The following is a 15,501-nucleotide window of genomic DNA, read 5'->3' on the forward strand; positions in this document are numbered from 1 at the left end:
GGCCAATTGAGACCCGATGAACGATCCGCGCAATATCACCCTCTCCGGCGTTCCCGAAGGCTATGATGCCCGCGCCATCCTCGATGAAATCGCCAAGGGCGGCCAGCCGGTGGTCCATGTGGCGCGCGATGACAAGCGCATGGCGGCGATGCAGGCTGCCTTGCGGTTCTACGCCCCCGACATGCCGGTCGTCACCTTCCCGGGGTGGGATTGCCTGCCCTATGACCGGGTGTCACCCAACGCCGATATCTCGGCCCGGCGGATGGCGACGCTGGCGGCGCTGGTGCATGGGATGCCCGATCAGTTCGTCTTGCTGACGACCTTGAACGCGGCCAGCCAACGCATCCCCGCCCGCGACACCCTGCGCGACGCGGCCTTTGCCGCCCGCGTGGGCAGCCGGATCGACGAAAAGGCGCTGCGCGCGTTTCTGGTGCGCATGGGCTTTGTGCAAAGCCCCACGGTGATGGAGCCGGGCGATTACGCGGTGCGCGGCGGGATCATCGACATTTACCCGCCCGGCGATCTTGGCCCGGTGCGGCTCGATCTCTTCGGCGATGTGCTGGATGGCGCGCGGCGGTTTGATCCAGCGACGCAGCGGACGACCGAAAAGCTCGATCTGGTGGAACTCGCCCCGGTGAGCGAGGTCATCCTCGACGAGGCCGCGATCACCCGGTTCCGGCAGAACTACCGTATCGAATTCGGCGCCGCGGGCACCGACGATCCGCTTTACGAGGCGATCAGCGCGGGCCGCAAACATCAGGGCGCGGAGCATTGGCTCGCGTTTTTCCACGATGATCTGGAAACGCTTTTCGACTATCTGCCCAAGGCGACGGTCACTCTGGACGATCAACTGACCCCGATGCGGATTGCGCGGTGGGAAACCATCGAAGACCAGTATGAGACCCGCAAACTGGCGATGAAGACGCGCTCGAAGATGGACAGCGTGTACAAACCCGCCCCGCCGGAGGGGCTATACCTGACCGATGAGGCTTGGACCCAAGCGTTGCTGGATCATCGGGTGATCCAGTTCAACCCGCTGCCGCAGCCCACGGGGCCGGGGGTGCTGGATGCAGGCGCGCGGCTCGGGCGCAATTTCGCCCCTGAGCGACAGCAGGAATCCGTTAGTCTTTTCGGTGCTTTGGCCGCGCATATTAAAGCAAAGCTTGAGGTTGGGCCGGTGCTGATCGCCAGCTACTCCGAAGGCGCGCGGGAGCGCCTGACCGGGCTGATCGAAGACGAAGGTCTGGCCGAGGCGATCCCGGTGATGGATGCCACCCGCATCGGAAAGCGCGGGCTGCATCTGGCGGTTTGGGCGCTGGAGCACGGCTTCGAGGCGCCGGGGATGACGGTGATCTCAGAACAGGACGTGCTGGGCGACCGTCTGATCCGTGCGCCGAAACGCAAGCGCCGGGCCGAGAACTTTCTGACCGAGGCGCAAAGCCTCAGCCCCGGCGATCTGGTGGTTCATGTCGACCACGGCATCGGGCGCTATCACGGGATGGAGGTGGTCACCGCCGCAGGCGCCGCGCATGAGTGCCTCGTGCTGGAATATGCCGAACAGTCAAAGCTTTACCTGCCGGTGGAGAATATTGAACTGCTGTCGCGCTACGGGCATGAGGAAGGGCTTTTGGATAAGCTCGGCGGTGGTGCATGGCAGTCTAAAAAGGCCAAGCTCAAAGAGCGCATTCGCGAGATGGCGGACAAGCTCATCCGCATCGCCGCCGAACGCAGCCTGCGCAAAGCGCCCGTGCTCGACCCGCCGCCGGGCATGTGGGATGCCTTCTCGGCCCGTTTCCCTTACACGGAAACCGACGACCAGCTCCGCGCCATCGGTGATGTGATCGAAGATCTGACCTCCGGCAACCCGATGGACCGTCTGGTCTGCGGCGATGTGGGTTTCGGCAAGACCGAGGTGGCGATGCGCGCGGCTTTCGTCGCGGCCATGTCGGGCGTGCAGGTCGCGGTGATCGCGCCGACGACCCTGCTCGCGCGGCAGCACTACAAGAGCTTCGCGGAACGCTTCCGCGGCTTCCCGATCAACGTGCGGCAACTCAGCCGTTTCGTCTCGGCCAAGGAGGCGGCGGCGACGCGTGAGGGGATGGCCAAGGGCACGGTCGATATCGTCATCGGCACCCATGCGCTGCTGGCAAAGGGTATTCGTTTCAACGACCTAGGCTTGTTGATTATCGATGAAGAACAACACTTTGGCGTCACCCATAAGGAGCGGTTGAAGGCGCTGCGCACGGATATCCACGTGCTGACCCTGACCGCCACGCCGATCCCGCGCACCTTGCAACTGTCGCTCACCGGCGTGCGCGATCTGTCGATCATCGGCACGCCGCCCGTGGACCGCTTGTCGATCCGCACCTATGTCAGCGAGTTCGACGCGGTGACCATCCGCGAGGCGCTCTTGCGCGAGCATTACCGCGGCGGGCAGAGCTTCTACGTTGTGCCGCGCGTCAGCGACCTGCGCGAGATCGAGGAGTTCCTGAAGGCACAACTGCCCGAGCTTTCTTACGTCGTCGCCCACGGCCAGATGGCGCCGGGGGAGCTCGACGACCGAATGAACGCTTTCTACGACGGCAAGTTCGACATTCTGTTGGCCACGACCATCGTGGAATCCGGCCTCGACATTCCCACCGCCAACACGATGATCGTCCACCGCGCGGATATGTTCGGGCTGGCGCAGCTCTACCAGATCCGGGGTCGGGTGGGGCGTTCGAAAACGCGCGCCTATGCCTATCTCACGACCAAGCCCCGCGCCAAGCTGACCGACACGGCGCAGAAACGCCTGCGGGTGCTGGGCAGCCTCGACACGCTCGGCGCGGGCTTCACGCTGGCGTCCCAAGACCTCGACATTCGCGGCGCGGGCAACCTGCTGGGCGAAGAACAGTCCGGCCAGATGCGCGACGTGGGTTTCGAGCTTTACCAGTCCATGCTGGAAGAGGCGATTGCCAAGATCAAAGCGGGCGAGCTGGAGGGGCTGTCGGAGGCCGACGAGCAATGGGCGCCGCAGATCAACCTTGGCGTGCCGGTGCTGATCCCCGAAGACTATGTGCCCGACCTCGACGTGCGGCTCGGCCTCTATCGCCGCCTCAGCGAGCTATCGACCAAGGTTGAGCTGGAAGGCTTCGCCGCCGAGCTGATCGACCGTTTCGGCAAGCTGCCGAAAGAGGTCAACACGCTGATGCTGGTGGTGCGGATCAAGGCGATGTGCAAACGCGCCGGGATCGCCAAGCTCGACGGCGGGCCGAAGGGGGCGACGATCCAGTTCCACAACGACAAATTCGCCTCGCCCGAGGGGTTGGTGAAGTTCATCCAAGACCAGCGCGGGCTGGCGAAGGTGAAGGACAACAAGATCGTCGTGCGCCGGGATTGGAAGACGGATGCCGATAAGATCAAAGGCGCCTTTGCCATCGCACGCGACTTGGCCGAACATGTGATCGCCAAGGAAAAGACTGCGAAAAAGGCCAAGGCGAAGGGCTAAGCCCTTCGAAAGGCGGCGGTTATTCCGCCGCCGCTGGCTGCCGGTTCTCCACCCGCCCCATGTAGAGCATCAGCGCATAGGCCGCGATTGCCATCAGTAGCATGGCCAGCGCCAGCGGCTTGGTGGTGCCGTCGAACATCAACCCCACCGGGGAGGCGATCAGCGCCGCCAGCACGGTGGAAATTGCCCCCACGACCGAAGCCGCCATGCCTGCGATATGGCCCATCGGCTCCATCGCGATGGCGTTGAGGTTGCCCAATGTCAGCCCCGCCTGGAAGAACAGGCAGGTCTGGAAGAACACGAAGGCGGCGAAACCATAAGGGTCGGGCAGGGCACCGAGGTTGAGGAAATACATGGCCCCCGACAGCAGGATTTGGACGCCCAAGGCGATGGTCACCAGCCGCCGCATGCCGTAGCGGACGACCAAAAGCGCGTTGATCAGGCTGGCGCTGGCCGCCACCACGGCGATGCCGCCGAACCACAGCGGGAAGCTTTCGCCGCGGCCATAGACGGTGTCATAGATCGGCTGCACCAGCATCAGCATCGAAAAGAGCATCGCCATGGCAAGCGACTGCACGAGGATCGACAGGCGCACCGTGGGGTGGCCCACCAACTCGCGCACCGCGCCAATGATCAGCCGTGCGCGCAGCGGACGGCGGTCTTCGGGGGCGAGGGTTTCGGGCAGGCGCAGGGCCATCCAGATGACCGAAATGAGCGAGAAGGCCATGAAGGCCATGAAGATCGCGCGCCAGCCCGCCGTGAGGATGATCCCCGCGCCCAGCATCGGGGCCAAGGCGGGCACCAGCGCGAAGACCATCATCACCACCGACATGATCCGCGCCATCTCGCGCCCCGCATAGAGGTCACGAATGATCGCCACGGCCACCACACGCGGGCCAGAGGCGCCAAGCCCTTGGAAGATGCGTGCCACCAGCATGATTTCGAGAGAGTTGCTCATCCAAGCGACGAAGGCCGAAAGACAATAGAGCGCCGCCCCGCCGAAGACCACATTGCGGCGGCCGAATGCATCCGACAGCGCGCCGCTAAAGAATGTGCCCAGCCCCATGCCCAGCACGAAGGCTGTCAGGATCAGCGGGGCGCGGTGGGCCATCTCGGGCGAGAGTTCCGCCGCGATCTCGGGCAGGGCTGGCAGCATCGCGTCGATGGAAAAGGCGATGGTGGCGATCATCATCGCGATAAGGCCGACGAATTCGATCCGCCCCATGGAGAATTTTGGATTTTCGGTGGTCACGAAGGCGCACTCCGGCGATTGTCCCGAACGGCGGATCCGTTTGGGCAGGATTCAGGGAATAACTTGTGGTTGCGCTCTCGATAGTCGAGAACGCTTAACTTGGCAATGATTGCCGCCCTGTTTAGTCTTGCTGATTGGTCAGATCGGCAATGACCTGCGCCCATAGCTCGGGCGGCTGCGCGCCGGGCACGGCATGGGTGTTGGCAACGATGAAGGTCGGCACCGAGTTCACGCCCATCTTGCGGCTATGGGCATCACGGTCGCGGATGTCCTGCGCATCGACATCGGATTTCAGCAGGCGGGTGACCACGGCGGCGTCCATCTCGATACTGTCAGCGATATCGGCCAACACTTCGGCGTCACCGATATCGCGGGCATCGACGAAATAGGCTTTGAAAAGGGCAGAGACGGCTGCGGTCTGGCGGCCTTCGATCCCGGCCCAGTGGATCAGACGGTGCGCATCGAGCGTGTTGGGCGTGCGCTGCATGGCCTCGAAGTTGATCTTCAGCCCGGCCTTCTCGGCATGTTCCACGACCGGTGCATAGGCGCGCACGGCGCCTTCCTTGCCGCCGAACTTGCGTTCAAGATAGCTGCGCCGGTCCATGCCTTCGCGCGGCATCTCGGGGTTGAGCTGGAACGGGTGCCATTCGATGGCAAAAGGGTGGTCGGGATGGTCCTGCAAAGCGCGGTCGAGATGCGCCTTGCCGATATAGCACCACGGGCAGATCGGGTCTGACATGATATCGAGTTTGATCGCTTCGGCCATGATGCGCCCCATCTATTGCTGCGCAATGGGCATAGCGGGCCGGGGCCGGTATCGCAAGCGGGCAGCGTTGCAAGCGCCCCGAGGCGCGGCTATAGCAAGCCCATGACAGATACGCCGCCCCGTTCCCTGATCCAGATCGCCCGCGAAAGCGGCGCGAGCGAGACCGCCCCGCCGGTCGACCTTGGTGCAAGGGTGCGCGAGCTGCGCAAGGCGCGCAATTGGACGCTGGAACAGGCCGCGCGGCAGGCGGGGCTGGCGCGCTCGACCTTGAGCAAGATCGAGAACGGGTTGATGTCGCCCACCTATGACGCGCTGAAAAAGCTCGCCGTGGGGCTAGAGATCACCGTGCCGCAGCTTTTCACCCCGCCCGCGGGGAGAAGATCACCGGCCGCATGGCCGTGACCCGCGCCGAGGAAGGTGCGCCCAAGGCCACCGGCACCTATGAGCATGTCCTGCTGGCCGACGCGCTGCGCAAGAAGCAGATGCTGCCCTACCGCGCCCGCATCCGCGCCCGCCGGATGGAGGAGTTCGACGGCTGGGTGCGCCATGACGGGGAGGAGTTCCTCTATGTGCTGACCGGCATGGTGCGGCTCTTCACCGAGTTTTACGAACCCGTCGACATGCGCCGGGGCGATAGCGCCTATTACGACGCTACCATGGGGCATAACGTTGTCTCGCTCAGCGATGAGGATGCGACGATCCTCTGGGTGACCTCACTGGTCTGACCCCTCCGCCGGTTGCCACCACCAGACCTCGGGCATGAAGTTCGGCCCATCGCCGTAAAGCGGGATGGTCTCGGGGTAGGCCATGCGCGCGTCATGGGCGATCAGCCCTTCGTCGAACTGCCAAAAGGGGATGACATAGCGCCCCGCCGTCAGGATACGGTCAAGCGCGCGGGTCGCGGCGACGAAATCCGCCGTTTCGCGGGCCTGCAACATCCTGTCGATCATGGCATCCACCGCCGGAGAGCGCACGCCCATGAGGTTGCGCGTGCCGGGCAGATCGGCGGCCTCCGACCCCAGTAGAAACGCTGCTCCGTACCGGGGCTGAGCGACAGCGCACGGCGGAAGGTCGTCATGTCGAAATCATAGCTGTTCTGCCGTGCAACGAATTGCGCATCATCTACGGTTTCGATCTCGGCAGTGATGCCAAGTCGCTTGAGGGCCTGCGTGTAAAGCTCTGCAATCGCTATGTTTTCACGGCTTCCCTTGGACAGCAGAATGGTGAAGGTCAGCGGCGTGCCGTCGCCCCGGCGCATGACGCCGCCTTCGGCCTCGTAACCTGCGGCATTCAGCTGCTGCATCGCGGCGCGGATGCCCGCGCGGTTGCGGGCAGAGCCGTCACCCACCGGCAGCTGATAGCCATCCACCGTGCCGGGCGGCAGCGTGTCGGCGTAATCGGCCAGCAGATCGAAAACCCGCCCCGACGCCGGACCGTCGCGCATGGCAAGGTCTGAGTTCGAGAAATAAGAGGTGATCCGGGGCAGGGTGCCGCCGGTCAACGTCTCGTTAATATACTCGAAGTTGAAGGCCGAAATCAGCGCGTCGCGCACCCGCCAATCGTCGAAAGGCGCGCGGCGGGCGTTCATGACAAAACCGGTCATGCCCGACGGTTTGCTATGCGGGAAGGTCGATTTCACCACCTCGCCGCGGGTGATCGCGGGGAAGTCGTATTGCGTGGCCCAAGTCTCGGCGTTGAATTCGCGCACGGCTGAGATTTGACCGGCCTTGAAGGCTTCGAAGAGCACATTGGCATCGCCGTAAAAGTCGATCTTCACCTCATCGTAGTTATGCGTGCCTTGGCGAAAGGGCACCTCTGCGCCCCAGTAATCTGGGTTGCGAGTCAGCGTGACATGGCGGCCCGCCTGATAGTCGGTGATGGTATAGGGGCCACTGCCCAAGGGGATTTCAGACAGGGGGCATTGGCAAAGTCCTGCCCCGCCCATTGCGCCTTGCTCAGGATGGGGCGCATCCCGGCGAGCAGGGCAAGCTCGCGGTTGTCGCTGCTGAAAGTCATCCGCAGGCTGCGCGGGCCGGTCTGTTCGATGCTGTCGATCTGCTGGCGCAGCCCGTGGTAGCGGGGGTGGCCTTCGGTGCCGAGCAGATCGAAAGAAAAGATCACATCCTCGACGGTGACGGGCGTGCCATCGGAAAACTGCGCCTCCTCGCGCAGGGTGAATTCCACCCAAGAGCGGTCCTCAGGCACCTCGATCGTCTCGGCCAGCAGGCCGTAAAGCGCGAAGGGTTCATCCCAGGACCGCCCCATCAAGGTCTCATGGGTGAAATGCGGCAATTGCCAAGGCGCGGTGCCCTTGCGGACGAAGGGGTTGAGGCTGTCGAATCCCCCGGTATTGCCCAGAACGATCTCACCCCCTTGGGGGCTTCGGGGTTCACGTAAGGGAGGGCGTCAAAATCGGCCGGCAGAGCAGGGTCGCCATACATAGCGATTCCATGTTGCGGGGCAGCCGATGCCGCTCCCGAGAGCAGAATCAGTGAAGAAAGGGCCGCAACGCCCCGTGCTTTCGAGAAAAATTCCCGGCTCATTTTTGAAACAATCACGATCTGCCCTTATTTTGTTGGAGTTATTCCATACCCGCGGATTCTCGCCTTATCAAACTTTTAGCTTGGATTGTGAGCGTGAAAGGCGTATACAGAGGTCACTGCTCGATAGGTTTCTTGCCTGTATGAAACCTGCCTCAATAACTTACGCCCGCCTCGCGCGGGCGTTTTTTTTGGCCAATTTTCACCGACCCTTAAGCTCCTTCGCGCAAACCCTTTCCCTTTGGCGCGCGCGCAGTACATGATGCAGGCGCAGCATGAACAAGGAGACGCGCCATGGCTTTCACCATCGACCTGTCCGGCAAGACAGCCGTCATCACGGGATCGAACTCTGGAATCGGACTGGGCATCGCCTGGGAATTGGCGCGGGCCGGGGCCGATATCGTGTTGAACTCTTTTACCGATGACGAGGCGGATCATGCGCTGGCGCAGGAGATTGCGCAGACATGCAACGTAACGGCCCGCTACATCAAGGCCGACATGTCCAAGGGGACGGACTGTCGGCGTTTGATTGCCGAAGCCGGGGTCTGTGACATTCTGGTGAACAACGCGGGCATCCAGCATGTCGCGCCAATTCCTGAGTTTCCGGCCGAGAAATGGGACGCGATCATCGCGATCAACCTGTCGTCGGCCTTTCACACCACCGCCGAGGCTTTGCCGATGATGCGCAAGGCGGGGTGGGGTCGGGTGATTAACATCGCCTCGGCCCATGGTCTGACGGCATCGCCCTATAAATCCGCCTATATCGCCGCGAAACATGGGATCGTCGGCCTCAGCAAGACCACCGCGCTTGAGACGGCGAAAGACCCGATCACCTGCAACGCGATTTGCCCCGGCTATGTGCTGACCCCGATCGTTGAGAAGCAGATCCCCGACACGATGAAGGAGTACGACATGAGCCGCGAAGAGGTGATCGAACAGGTCATGCTCACCCGGCAGCCGTCGCGCGAATTCGCCACTGTTGAGCAGATGGGCGGCACGGCAACCTTCCTATGCTCGGATGCAGCGGCCCAGATCACCGGCACGACGATCAGTGTCGATGGCGGCTGGACGGCTTTGTAAGCGCCGTGGCGGTCAAGAAACGCATCAACCTCGCCCTCCAAGGCGGCGGCGCCCATGGCGCTTTCACTTGGGGGGTGCTTGACCGGCTGTTGCAGCAGGACGATCTGGATATCTGCGGGATCTCGGGCACCTCGGCGGGGGCGCTGAACGGGGCGGCATTGAAATCGGGGATGATCTCGGGCGGTCGCGAGGGCGCCCGGGAGAACCTTGATTGGCTTTGGGCGCAGGTCTCTGGCATTTCGGACCTGCGGCTGTCCCATTGGCTGGCGCCTTTCGGTTTGGACAAGCTCAGTCAGGCGATGGAATATTCGCTGCCCATGGCAATCTCGGATTCGCTGACGCGGGTCGTGTCACCCTATGCTTACGGCCCGTTCTATCGCAACCCGCTCGAAGATGTCGTGGCGCGGTTCGACTATGGCAAAGTGGGCGCGCATAAGCCGCCGTTCTTTTTCGTCTGCGCCACACGGGTGCGCAACGGCAAGATCAGGGTGTTTGAGGGGGACGAGATCGGGCCTGATGCCTTGCTCGCCTCAGCCTGTCTGCCGACGATCTTTAAGGCGGTTGAGATTGACGATGCCCAGACCGGCCAGCGCGAAGCGTTTTGGGACGGCGGCTATACCGGCAATCCGGCGCTGTTTCCGCTGTTCCGCGATGACCTGCCCGAAGATATCGTGGTGGTGAACATCAACCCGCTCGACCGCGAAGACCTGCCGGTCACACCGCAGCAAATCCAGAACCGCATCAATGAGATCAGCTTTAATTCCAGCCTCTTGCGCGAGATGCGGGCGATTGACTTCGTTCAGCGGCTGATTGCGGATGGCACCCTGCCGGAGGGGCGGATGAAGCGGGTGCACATGCATATGATCGCCGACGACGCGCTGATGGCGCAGCTGTCGGTGGCGACGAAACTGATGCCCAACCCGGCGGTGATCCGGGCGCTGCATGAGGCAGGCGTGGCGGCGGCGGATCGGTTTCTAGAGGAGCACTTCGACGATCTGAACCAGCGCAGCAGCGTCGATCTACCCGCGATGTTCGGCTGAGTTTTCAGGGTCCGACAGCGCCAGCGCCTCGGGCAGATCGGCACCGGGGCGCGGCGGATAGACCAGCCCGGCAGAGATCACCAGCTTCGCCGCGTCTTCGACGCTCATGTCGAGTTCGATCACATCCTCCCGCGGCAGGAACAGTAAGAAGCCAGAGGTTGGGTTCGGCGTGGTGGGCAGAAAGACCGAGAGCATCTCGCCGCCCGCGTTGGTACGGGCCAAGACCTCTCCCTTCGCCTCGGTCGAGATGAAACCAAGCGCCCAGATGCCGCGCCGGGGGTATTCGATCAGGCAGGCGGTCTCAAAGCTCCGCTCGGACTGGGCGAAGATCGTCTCGGAAATCTGTTTGATGCCGGAATAGATCGTCCGCACGACGGGGGTGCGTTCCACCAGACTTTCGGCGAAGCGGATCATCGAACGGCCAATCAGCCCTTTCGCGGCCCAGCCCACCATGACGGTGAAGATCAGAAAGATCACCACCCCAAGGCCACGCACGTTGAACTGCATCGACGGGTCGAGACCCAAGAAATCTTGGAGCAGCCGGTCGGGATGGTAGGCTTTGGGCACCAATGGCAGCACGAAACCGTCGATCCAACCGACCACGCTCCAGATCAGCCAGATGGTCAGCCCGACAGGCGCAATCACGACCAGACCGGTCAGGAAAGACGCGCGCAGCCTTGCGACAAGGCTGCGCCGAACCTGCGTTGGGTCGGGATCAAAAGGTGTGTTCATCTGCGCCGTTTTCCGAAGAGTTAATCGCAACATAGCTAAGGCGTATGCCCCGGCCCGGCAATGGCTCCGCGGTGTTTTTCGCCTTTAACGCGGCAGGTTGACGAGGTTTGCGGCGATCTTGGCCCCCAGCCGGGCATTGTTGCGCACCAGTGCGATATTGGCGGTCAGCGAACGGCCCTCGGTCAGCTCGAAGATGCGTTGCAACAAGAAGGGGGTCACGCCCTTGCCGTGGACCCCTTGAGCATCGGCCTCGGACTGGGCCTGCGCGATGATTGGGGCGAGTTCGGCGGCGGGGATTTCCTCTGCCGCGGGGATCGGGTTGGCCACCAACTGGCCGCCGGGCAGGCCCATGGCGGCGCGGGTGCGGTGGGCTTTGGCAAGGGCAGCGGCATCATCAAGGCGCAGCGGCGATTGCAGGTCCGACCCTGCGCTCCAGAAGGCGGGGAAGCTGTCTTGGCCTACGGTGATGACCGGCACGCCTTGGGTTTCCAGCACTTCCAGCGTCTTCGGTACGTCGAGGATCGCCTTGGCGCCCGCCGCGATAACGGTGACGGGGGTTTGGGCCAGTTCCATGAGATCGGCGGAGATGTCAAAGCTCTCTTCCGCGCCCTTATGCACGCCGCCGATGCCGCCGGTGGCGAAGACTTCGATGCCCGCAAGATTGGCGGCGATCATGGTGGCGGCGACGGTGGTGGCACCTGTGCCGCCCGAGGCGATGCAGACGGCCATATCGGCGCGCGACAGTTTGGCCACGTCTTTGGCTTGGGCCAGATCGCTCAGCTGGTCATCGTCTAGACCAATGTGCAGCGCGCCACGGATCACGGCGATGGTGGCGGGCACGGCGCCTGCGTCGCGAATGTCCTGCTCAACCTGCCGCGCCACTTCGAGGTTTTGCGGATAGGGCATGCCATGGGTGATGATGGTGCTTTCCAAGGCCACGATCGGCGCGGCGTTCTCGCGGGCCTTGGCCACCTCGGCGCTGAAGGTCAGGGGCAGGGCGGATGTGGCGGTGGTCATATCTTGGTCTCTCCGGAAACGTAAAGGGCGGCGGCATCGAGTGCTGCCTTGAGGGCGGATTGCGCAACGGCACCGCCAAGTTCAGCGGCCACATGGGCCGCCATGAATGTATCGCCTGCACCCGTGACCCGGGCGACATGCACCTGCGGCGGGGTGAGGGTGATGATCTCGTCGCCTTGGCCCACGGTGGCGGGGTTGCCGCCGTCGGTCACCACGGCACGGCGTGCGCCACGGGCCAGCAGGGCGCGGGCGGCGGTTGGGGAATCGTCAAAGCTCGACTGGCAGAGCAGCCCGGCTTCTTCGAGGTTCACGTAAAGCGTGCCGCGCCCGGCCTTGAGGAAGGGCGTGAGCCGCAGCGCCTTGCCGGGAGAGGCGGGCGCGACGCGCAGGTCGGCCTTTGCCAACAGCGGGCTTTGCGCCATCCGGGCCAGCAGTTCGACGGTCAGGTTGCCATCAAGCGCCACGGCCCCTTCGTAGGGGCTGGGCAGGCTGCCATCCTCCAGCGGGCGCAGGATCTTGTCGCCCGCAGCCTCCAGCGAATGGGCATCGGCAATCGCGGCGATCAACCCGTTGGACCCTTCGACGGCCATGTAACGGTCGGTCGGCAAATCGTCCGAGCGGTAGACGTGATCGGTGATCAGCCCGCGCAGGGCGCAGGCGGCGATCAACTCATCCCCTTCGGCATCGCGCCCCACGGCGGAAAGCAGCGCCGGCGTCAGCCCAAAGCGCGCCAGCGCCATGCCGATGTTCAGGGCCACGCCGCCGGGCAGGCGGGTGATCCGCCCCGGCATGTCAGAGCCTTGGCGCATGGCGTTTTCAGAACGGCCGATCACGTCCCAAAGGACGGAGCCGATGCAAAGGATGTCAGCTGTCTTGGTCATGCGGCGCTTCTAGCCGCCAAATCTCCCCACGCGCAAGCGGCGTTATTGTGGCACCGCGAATGTCAGCGCCGCCCAGAGCGTTTCCCAGACCGGTTGATCGGGGTCGTAGCCCGCGCTCGCCTGCGCCTCTGCCGCCGGGCGCAGCACCACCGCGTCAAAGAGGTATTCATGGCCGGCCGTGACCGGAATCAGTGCTTCGCCCGCCGCATCGGTGCGGTGGAGGGTGATGGTCACGCTGTCATCCGGCGCGCGGTCGAACACTTCGATCTGCGCGTTGGCGCGAGGGGTGCCTTGATAGAGGAGTGCCACCTTCATCTCACCCGCGAAATCTACGGCATAGGGATTCGCCAGCGCCACGAACTCCGTCGCCATGCCGGTGGGCGCATCCTGCCCCGTGCCCGCGCCGAGGGCGATCAGGGTTTTGACGTGGCGGGTGTAGCTTTCGACGACCTTCTCGGTCGACCAGCCGTTCGCGCGGTGATCGCTCTCAGCCTTAGGGAAGTCCTTATGCGCGGCGAACCGGAGGAACTTGTCGAAGTCCTCATAGGTGACTTTGGAAGGCGTCGTTTCGGCCACCGCCACCACCAGCGCGTCACCCTCGGGCGCGGGGAGGCTCAGGGCAGGGCTGTCGCCCGCGCGCGGCGATAGCGGGACCTCTTTCCCGCCGATTTTGACCTCAAAACGCGTCAGCCGGTTGGGCAGATAGGGAAAGGCCGCGCCGGTAAATTCCTCACCATTGCGAAAATGCGCCGCGATCTTTTCACCGCTTTCCACTTGATAGTTCACCGGCGACAGCCAGTATTCATGTGCAAAGGCAGGCACTGCCGATAAGATACTGAAAATAATAGCGGACAACTGGGACAGTTTCATGAAGAGAACTTTCATTTTGTTAAGATCCAAGCTGGCGTTGCTGTGGCTGTTGTCAAGCGCGGTGCTGCTTTCGGCGGGCGCGGGTGCACAGGCGCATGAGGTCAAACCAACGATCGCGGATCTGACCGTGGCCGACGGGCGGGCGGTGCTGGCGCTGGAGGTCAACCTTGAAGCGCTCTTGGCGGGCATCGACCTCGATACCGTCGAAGACACCGACAATGCCGAGAATGCGAGCGATTACGATGCGCTGCGCAGCCTGCCCGCCGCGCGCATCGCCGACCGCGCGCCTGAGCTTTTGCCGAAGTGGAACAGCCTGCCGCTGCTCAGCGTCGATGGCGCCGCCGTGCCGTTGGAGAGTGTGACACTCGAGGTGCCCGATGGGGTTGCCGCCGAACTACCGCGCGACAGCCAGTGGCGGCTGGAGGGCGCGGTGCCTATGGGCGCCGAAGAGGTACAGGTGACGTGGACGGATGGCGCGGGCGCGCTGGTGCTGCGCCAGCAAGGGGTGGAGGCGCCCTATACCGGATATCTGTCGGGCGGTGAGACCAGCCCCGAAATCGCCCTTGGGGCGGTGATGCTGAAAGCGGCTGGCAGGCTTTCGTCAGCTACATCCCGGTCGGGTTCGATCACATCCTGCCGAAAGGGCTGGACCACATCCTCTTTGTCTTGGGCCTATTCTTTCTGTCGACCCGCCTACGGCCTTTGATCTGGCAGATCACCGCCTTCACGCTGGCCCATACGGTCACGCTGGCGCTTGGCGCCTTGGGCTGGGTCAACGTGCCGGGGGCCATCGTCGAGCCGCTGATCGCCGCGTCGATCACCTATGTCGCGGTCGAGAATATCTTTCACTCCGCCCTGAACCGCTGGCGGCCTTTGGTGATCTTTGGCTTTGGGCTGTTGCACGGGCTTGGCTTCGCCTCGGTGCTGGGAGATTTTGGCCTACCTGCGGGGCAATTTGTGCCTGCGCTCATCGGCTTCAACATCGGGGTGGAACTGGGCCAGCTGGCAGTAATCGCCATCGCCTTCGTTTTGGTCGGCTGGGCGATGAATCGCGACTGGTACCGCCGCGCCATCGCGGTCCCTGCCTCCTGCGTCATCGCGGCGGTCGGGGCCTATTGGTTCATCGAACGGGTGTTTCTGTAAGCAAGCGGGCAGCCCTTAACCGGGCTGCCCTAGGGGCCGCTTAGCCCTGCATGGCGGCGATCAGAGTGGCGAGTTCGGCCACCGGATCGTCTTTGTCCCAAATCTCGGTCCCGATGCCGAAAAAGTCGGTCCGAGGGGCGAGGTCGCGGATCATGTTGATGTCGAGCGCGCCTTCGGCGACGACGGGCACTTCGATGACTTCGGACCACCACTGAAACAGATCGGCCTCGGCAAAGCTTCCATCGCCAAGGGCGCTGGCTTGGGTCGGGCCGAAGCTGATGTAGTCCGCTCCGGCTTCGCCAGCCGCCATCCCCTCATGCCGCGATGTGCCGCAGAAGGCGCCGACGATGGCATCTTCGCCCAGTTCTTTGCGGGCATGGCGCACGGTGCGAGCGGCATCGCTAAGGTGTACACCGTCAAGGCCAAGCTTTTCGACCAGCAGCAGATGATCCGAGATCACCAAGGCCACGTCGCGCGCATGGGTCACTTCGCGCAGCGCGTCACCGGCGCGGGCGAGGCGGTCTTCATCCCGGGTCGAAAGCGCCATGCGCACACAGGCCACCGGATGGGCGTCGAGCACGGCGGCGAGTTGCGCGGGGAATTGGCTCAGCTCAACTTCGGGCGGGGTGATAAGGTAAATCTGCGGCTGTTCTGGCGCGTCCATGGTCACTGTCCTTAATCGGGTCTGGGAGC

General features: G+C 63.5%; 10 protein-coding genes and 3 pseudogenes. 5 read left to right on the top strand and 8 right to left on the bottom strand.

Annotated elements, in window-relative coordinates; genetic code table 11:
* Positions 1-16 precede the first annotated feature (16 nt).
* Positions 17-3,487, top strand: a complete 3,471-nt coding sequence (mfd, locus tag CUR85_RS14680; RefSeq protein ID WP_067262063.1) for a transcription-repair coupling factor — start codon at positions 17-19, stop codon at positions 3,485-3,487.
* A 19-nt stretch (positions 3,488-3,506) separates the two neighbouring features.
* Here mfd and CUR85_RS14685 read toward each other — a convergent pair whose 3' ends face one another.
* The gene (locus CUR85_RS14685; RefSeq protein WP_197470820.1) at positions 3,507-4,712 is read right to left on the bottom strand and encodes a multidrug effflux MFS transporter; all 1,206 of its coding nucleotides are present in this window, start codon (positions 4,710-4,712) and stop codon (positions 3,507-3,509) included.
* Between the two features lie 148 nt (positions 4,713-4,860).
* Positions 4,861-5,505 carry a DsbA family oxidoreductase gene (locus tag CUR85_RS14690; protein WP_067262073.1) on the bottom strand — a complete coding sequence of 215 codons (645 nt, stop codon included), beginning with the start codon at positions 5,503-5,505 and terminating at the stop codon, positions 4,861-4,863.
* Positions 5,506-5,607: 102 nt separating this feature from the next.
* On the opposite strand from CUR85_RS14690, the pseudogene CUR85_RS14695 reads away from it, so the two are divergent.
* Positions 5,608-6,230, top strand: a pseudogene (locus CUR85_RS14695) (helix-turn-helix domain-containing protein).
* On the opposite strand, the pseudogene CUR85_RS14700 reads toward CUR85_RS14695, so the two are convergent.
* Positions 6,219-8,048: pseudogene (locus CUR85_RS14700) on the bottom strand (extracellular solute-binding protein). The pseudogenes CUR85_RS14695 and CUR85_RS14700 overlap by 12 nt on opposite strands.
* A gap of 291 nt (positions 8,049-8,339) precedes the next feature.
* Between CUR85_RS14700 and CUR85_RS14705 the strand changes: the two are divergent.
* Positions 8,340-9,125: a 3-hydroxybutyrate dehydrogenase gene (locus tag CUR85_RS14705; RefSeq protein ID WP_067262057.1), complete on the top strand. Its 786-nt coding sequence runs from the start codon at positions 8,340-8,342 to the stop codon at positions 9,123-9,125.
* A gap of 5 nt (positions 9,126-9,130) precedes the next feature.
* Positions 9,131-10,165 (top strand): patatin-like phospholipase family protein, encoded by a 1,035-nt coding sequence (locus CUR85_RS14710; protein ID WP_067262055.1) that lies wholly within the window; start codon positions 9,131-9,133, stop codon positions 10,163-10,165.
* Here the strand turns inward: CUR85_RS14710 and CUR85_RS14715 are convergent.
* From CUR85_RS14715 to CUR85_RS14730, 4 genes are all read right to left on the bottom strand, one after another.
* Positions 10,145-10,897, bottom strand: a complete 753-nt coding sequence (locus tag CUR85_RS14715) for a DUF502 domain-containing protein (RefSeq protein ID WP_067262054.1) — start codon at positions 10,895-10,897, stop codon at positions 10,145-10,147. The two genes, CUR85_RS14710 and CUR85_RS14715, sit on opposite strands and share 21 nt — an antisense overlap.
* Before the next feature lie 84 nt (positions 10,898-10,981).
* The gene (locus CUR85_RS14720) at positions 10,982-11,914 is read right to left on the bottom strand and encodes a pseudouridine-5'-phosphate glycosidase (protein ID WP_067262052.1); all 933 of its coding nucleotides are present in this window, start codon (positions 11,912-11,914) and stop codon (positions 10,982-10,984) included.
* Positions 11,911-12,795 (bottom strand): PfkB family carbohydrate kinase, encoded by an 885-nt coding sequence (locus CUR85_RS14725; RefSeq protein WP_067262050.1) that lies wholly within the window; start codon positions 12,793-12,795, stop codon positions 11,911-11,913. The genes CUR85_RS14720 and CUR85_RS14725 overlap by 4 nt, the downstream gene beginning before the upstream one ends.
* 42 nt (positions 12,796-12,837) lie before the next feature.
* The gene (locus tag CUR85_RS14730) at positions 12,838-13,617 is read right to left on the bottom strand and encodes a DUF4198 domain-containing protein (RefSeq protein WP_280322795.1); all 780 of its coding nucleotides are present in this window, start codon (positions 13,615-13,617) and stop codon (positions 12,838-12,840) included.
* 46 nt (positions 13,618-13,663) lie between these two features.
* Here CUR85_RS14730 and CUR85_RS14735 point away from each other — a divergent pair.
* Positions 13,664-14,808, top strand: a pseudogene (locus tag CUR85_RS14735) (HupE/UreJ family protein).
* Positions 14,809-14,848: 40 nt separating this feature from the next.
* Here the strand turns inward: CUR85_RS14735 and CUR85_RS14740 are convergent.
* The gene (locus tag CUR85_RS14740) at positions 14,849-15,472 is read right to left on the bottom strand and encodes a thiamine phosphate synthase (RefSeq protein WP_067262045.1); all 624 of its coding nucleotides are present in this window, start codon (positions 15,470-15,472) and stop codon (positions 14,849-14,851) included.
* Between the last annotated feature and the right edge of the window lie 29 nt (positions 15,473-15,501).

Origin of the sequence: Sulfitobacter faviae (assembly GCF_029870955.1) — a bacterium.
GTDB classification, from domain to species: Bacteria; Pseudomonadota; Alphaproteobacteria; order Rhodobacterales; family Rhodobacteraceae; genus Sulfitobacter; species Sulfitobacter faviae.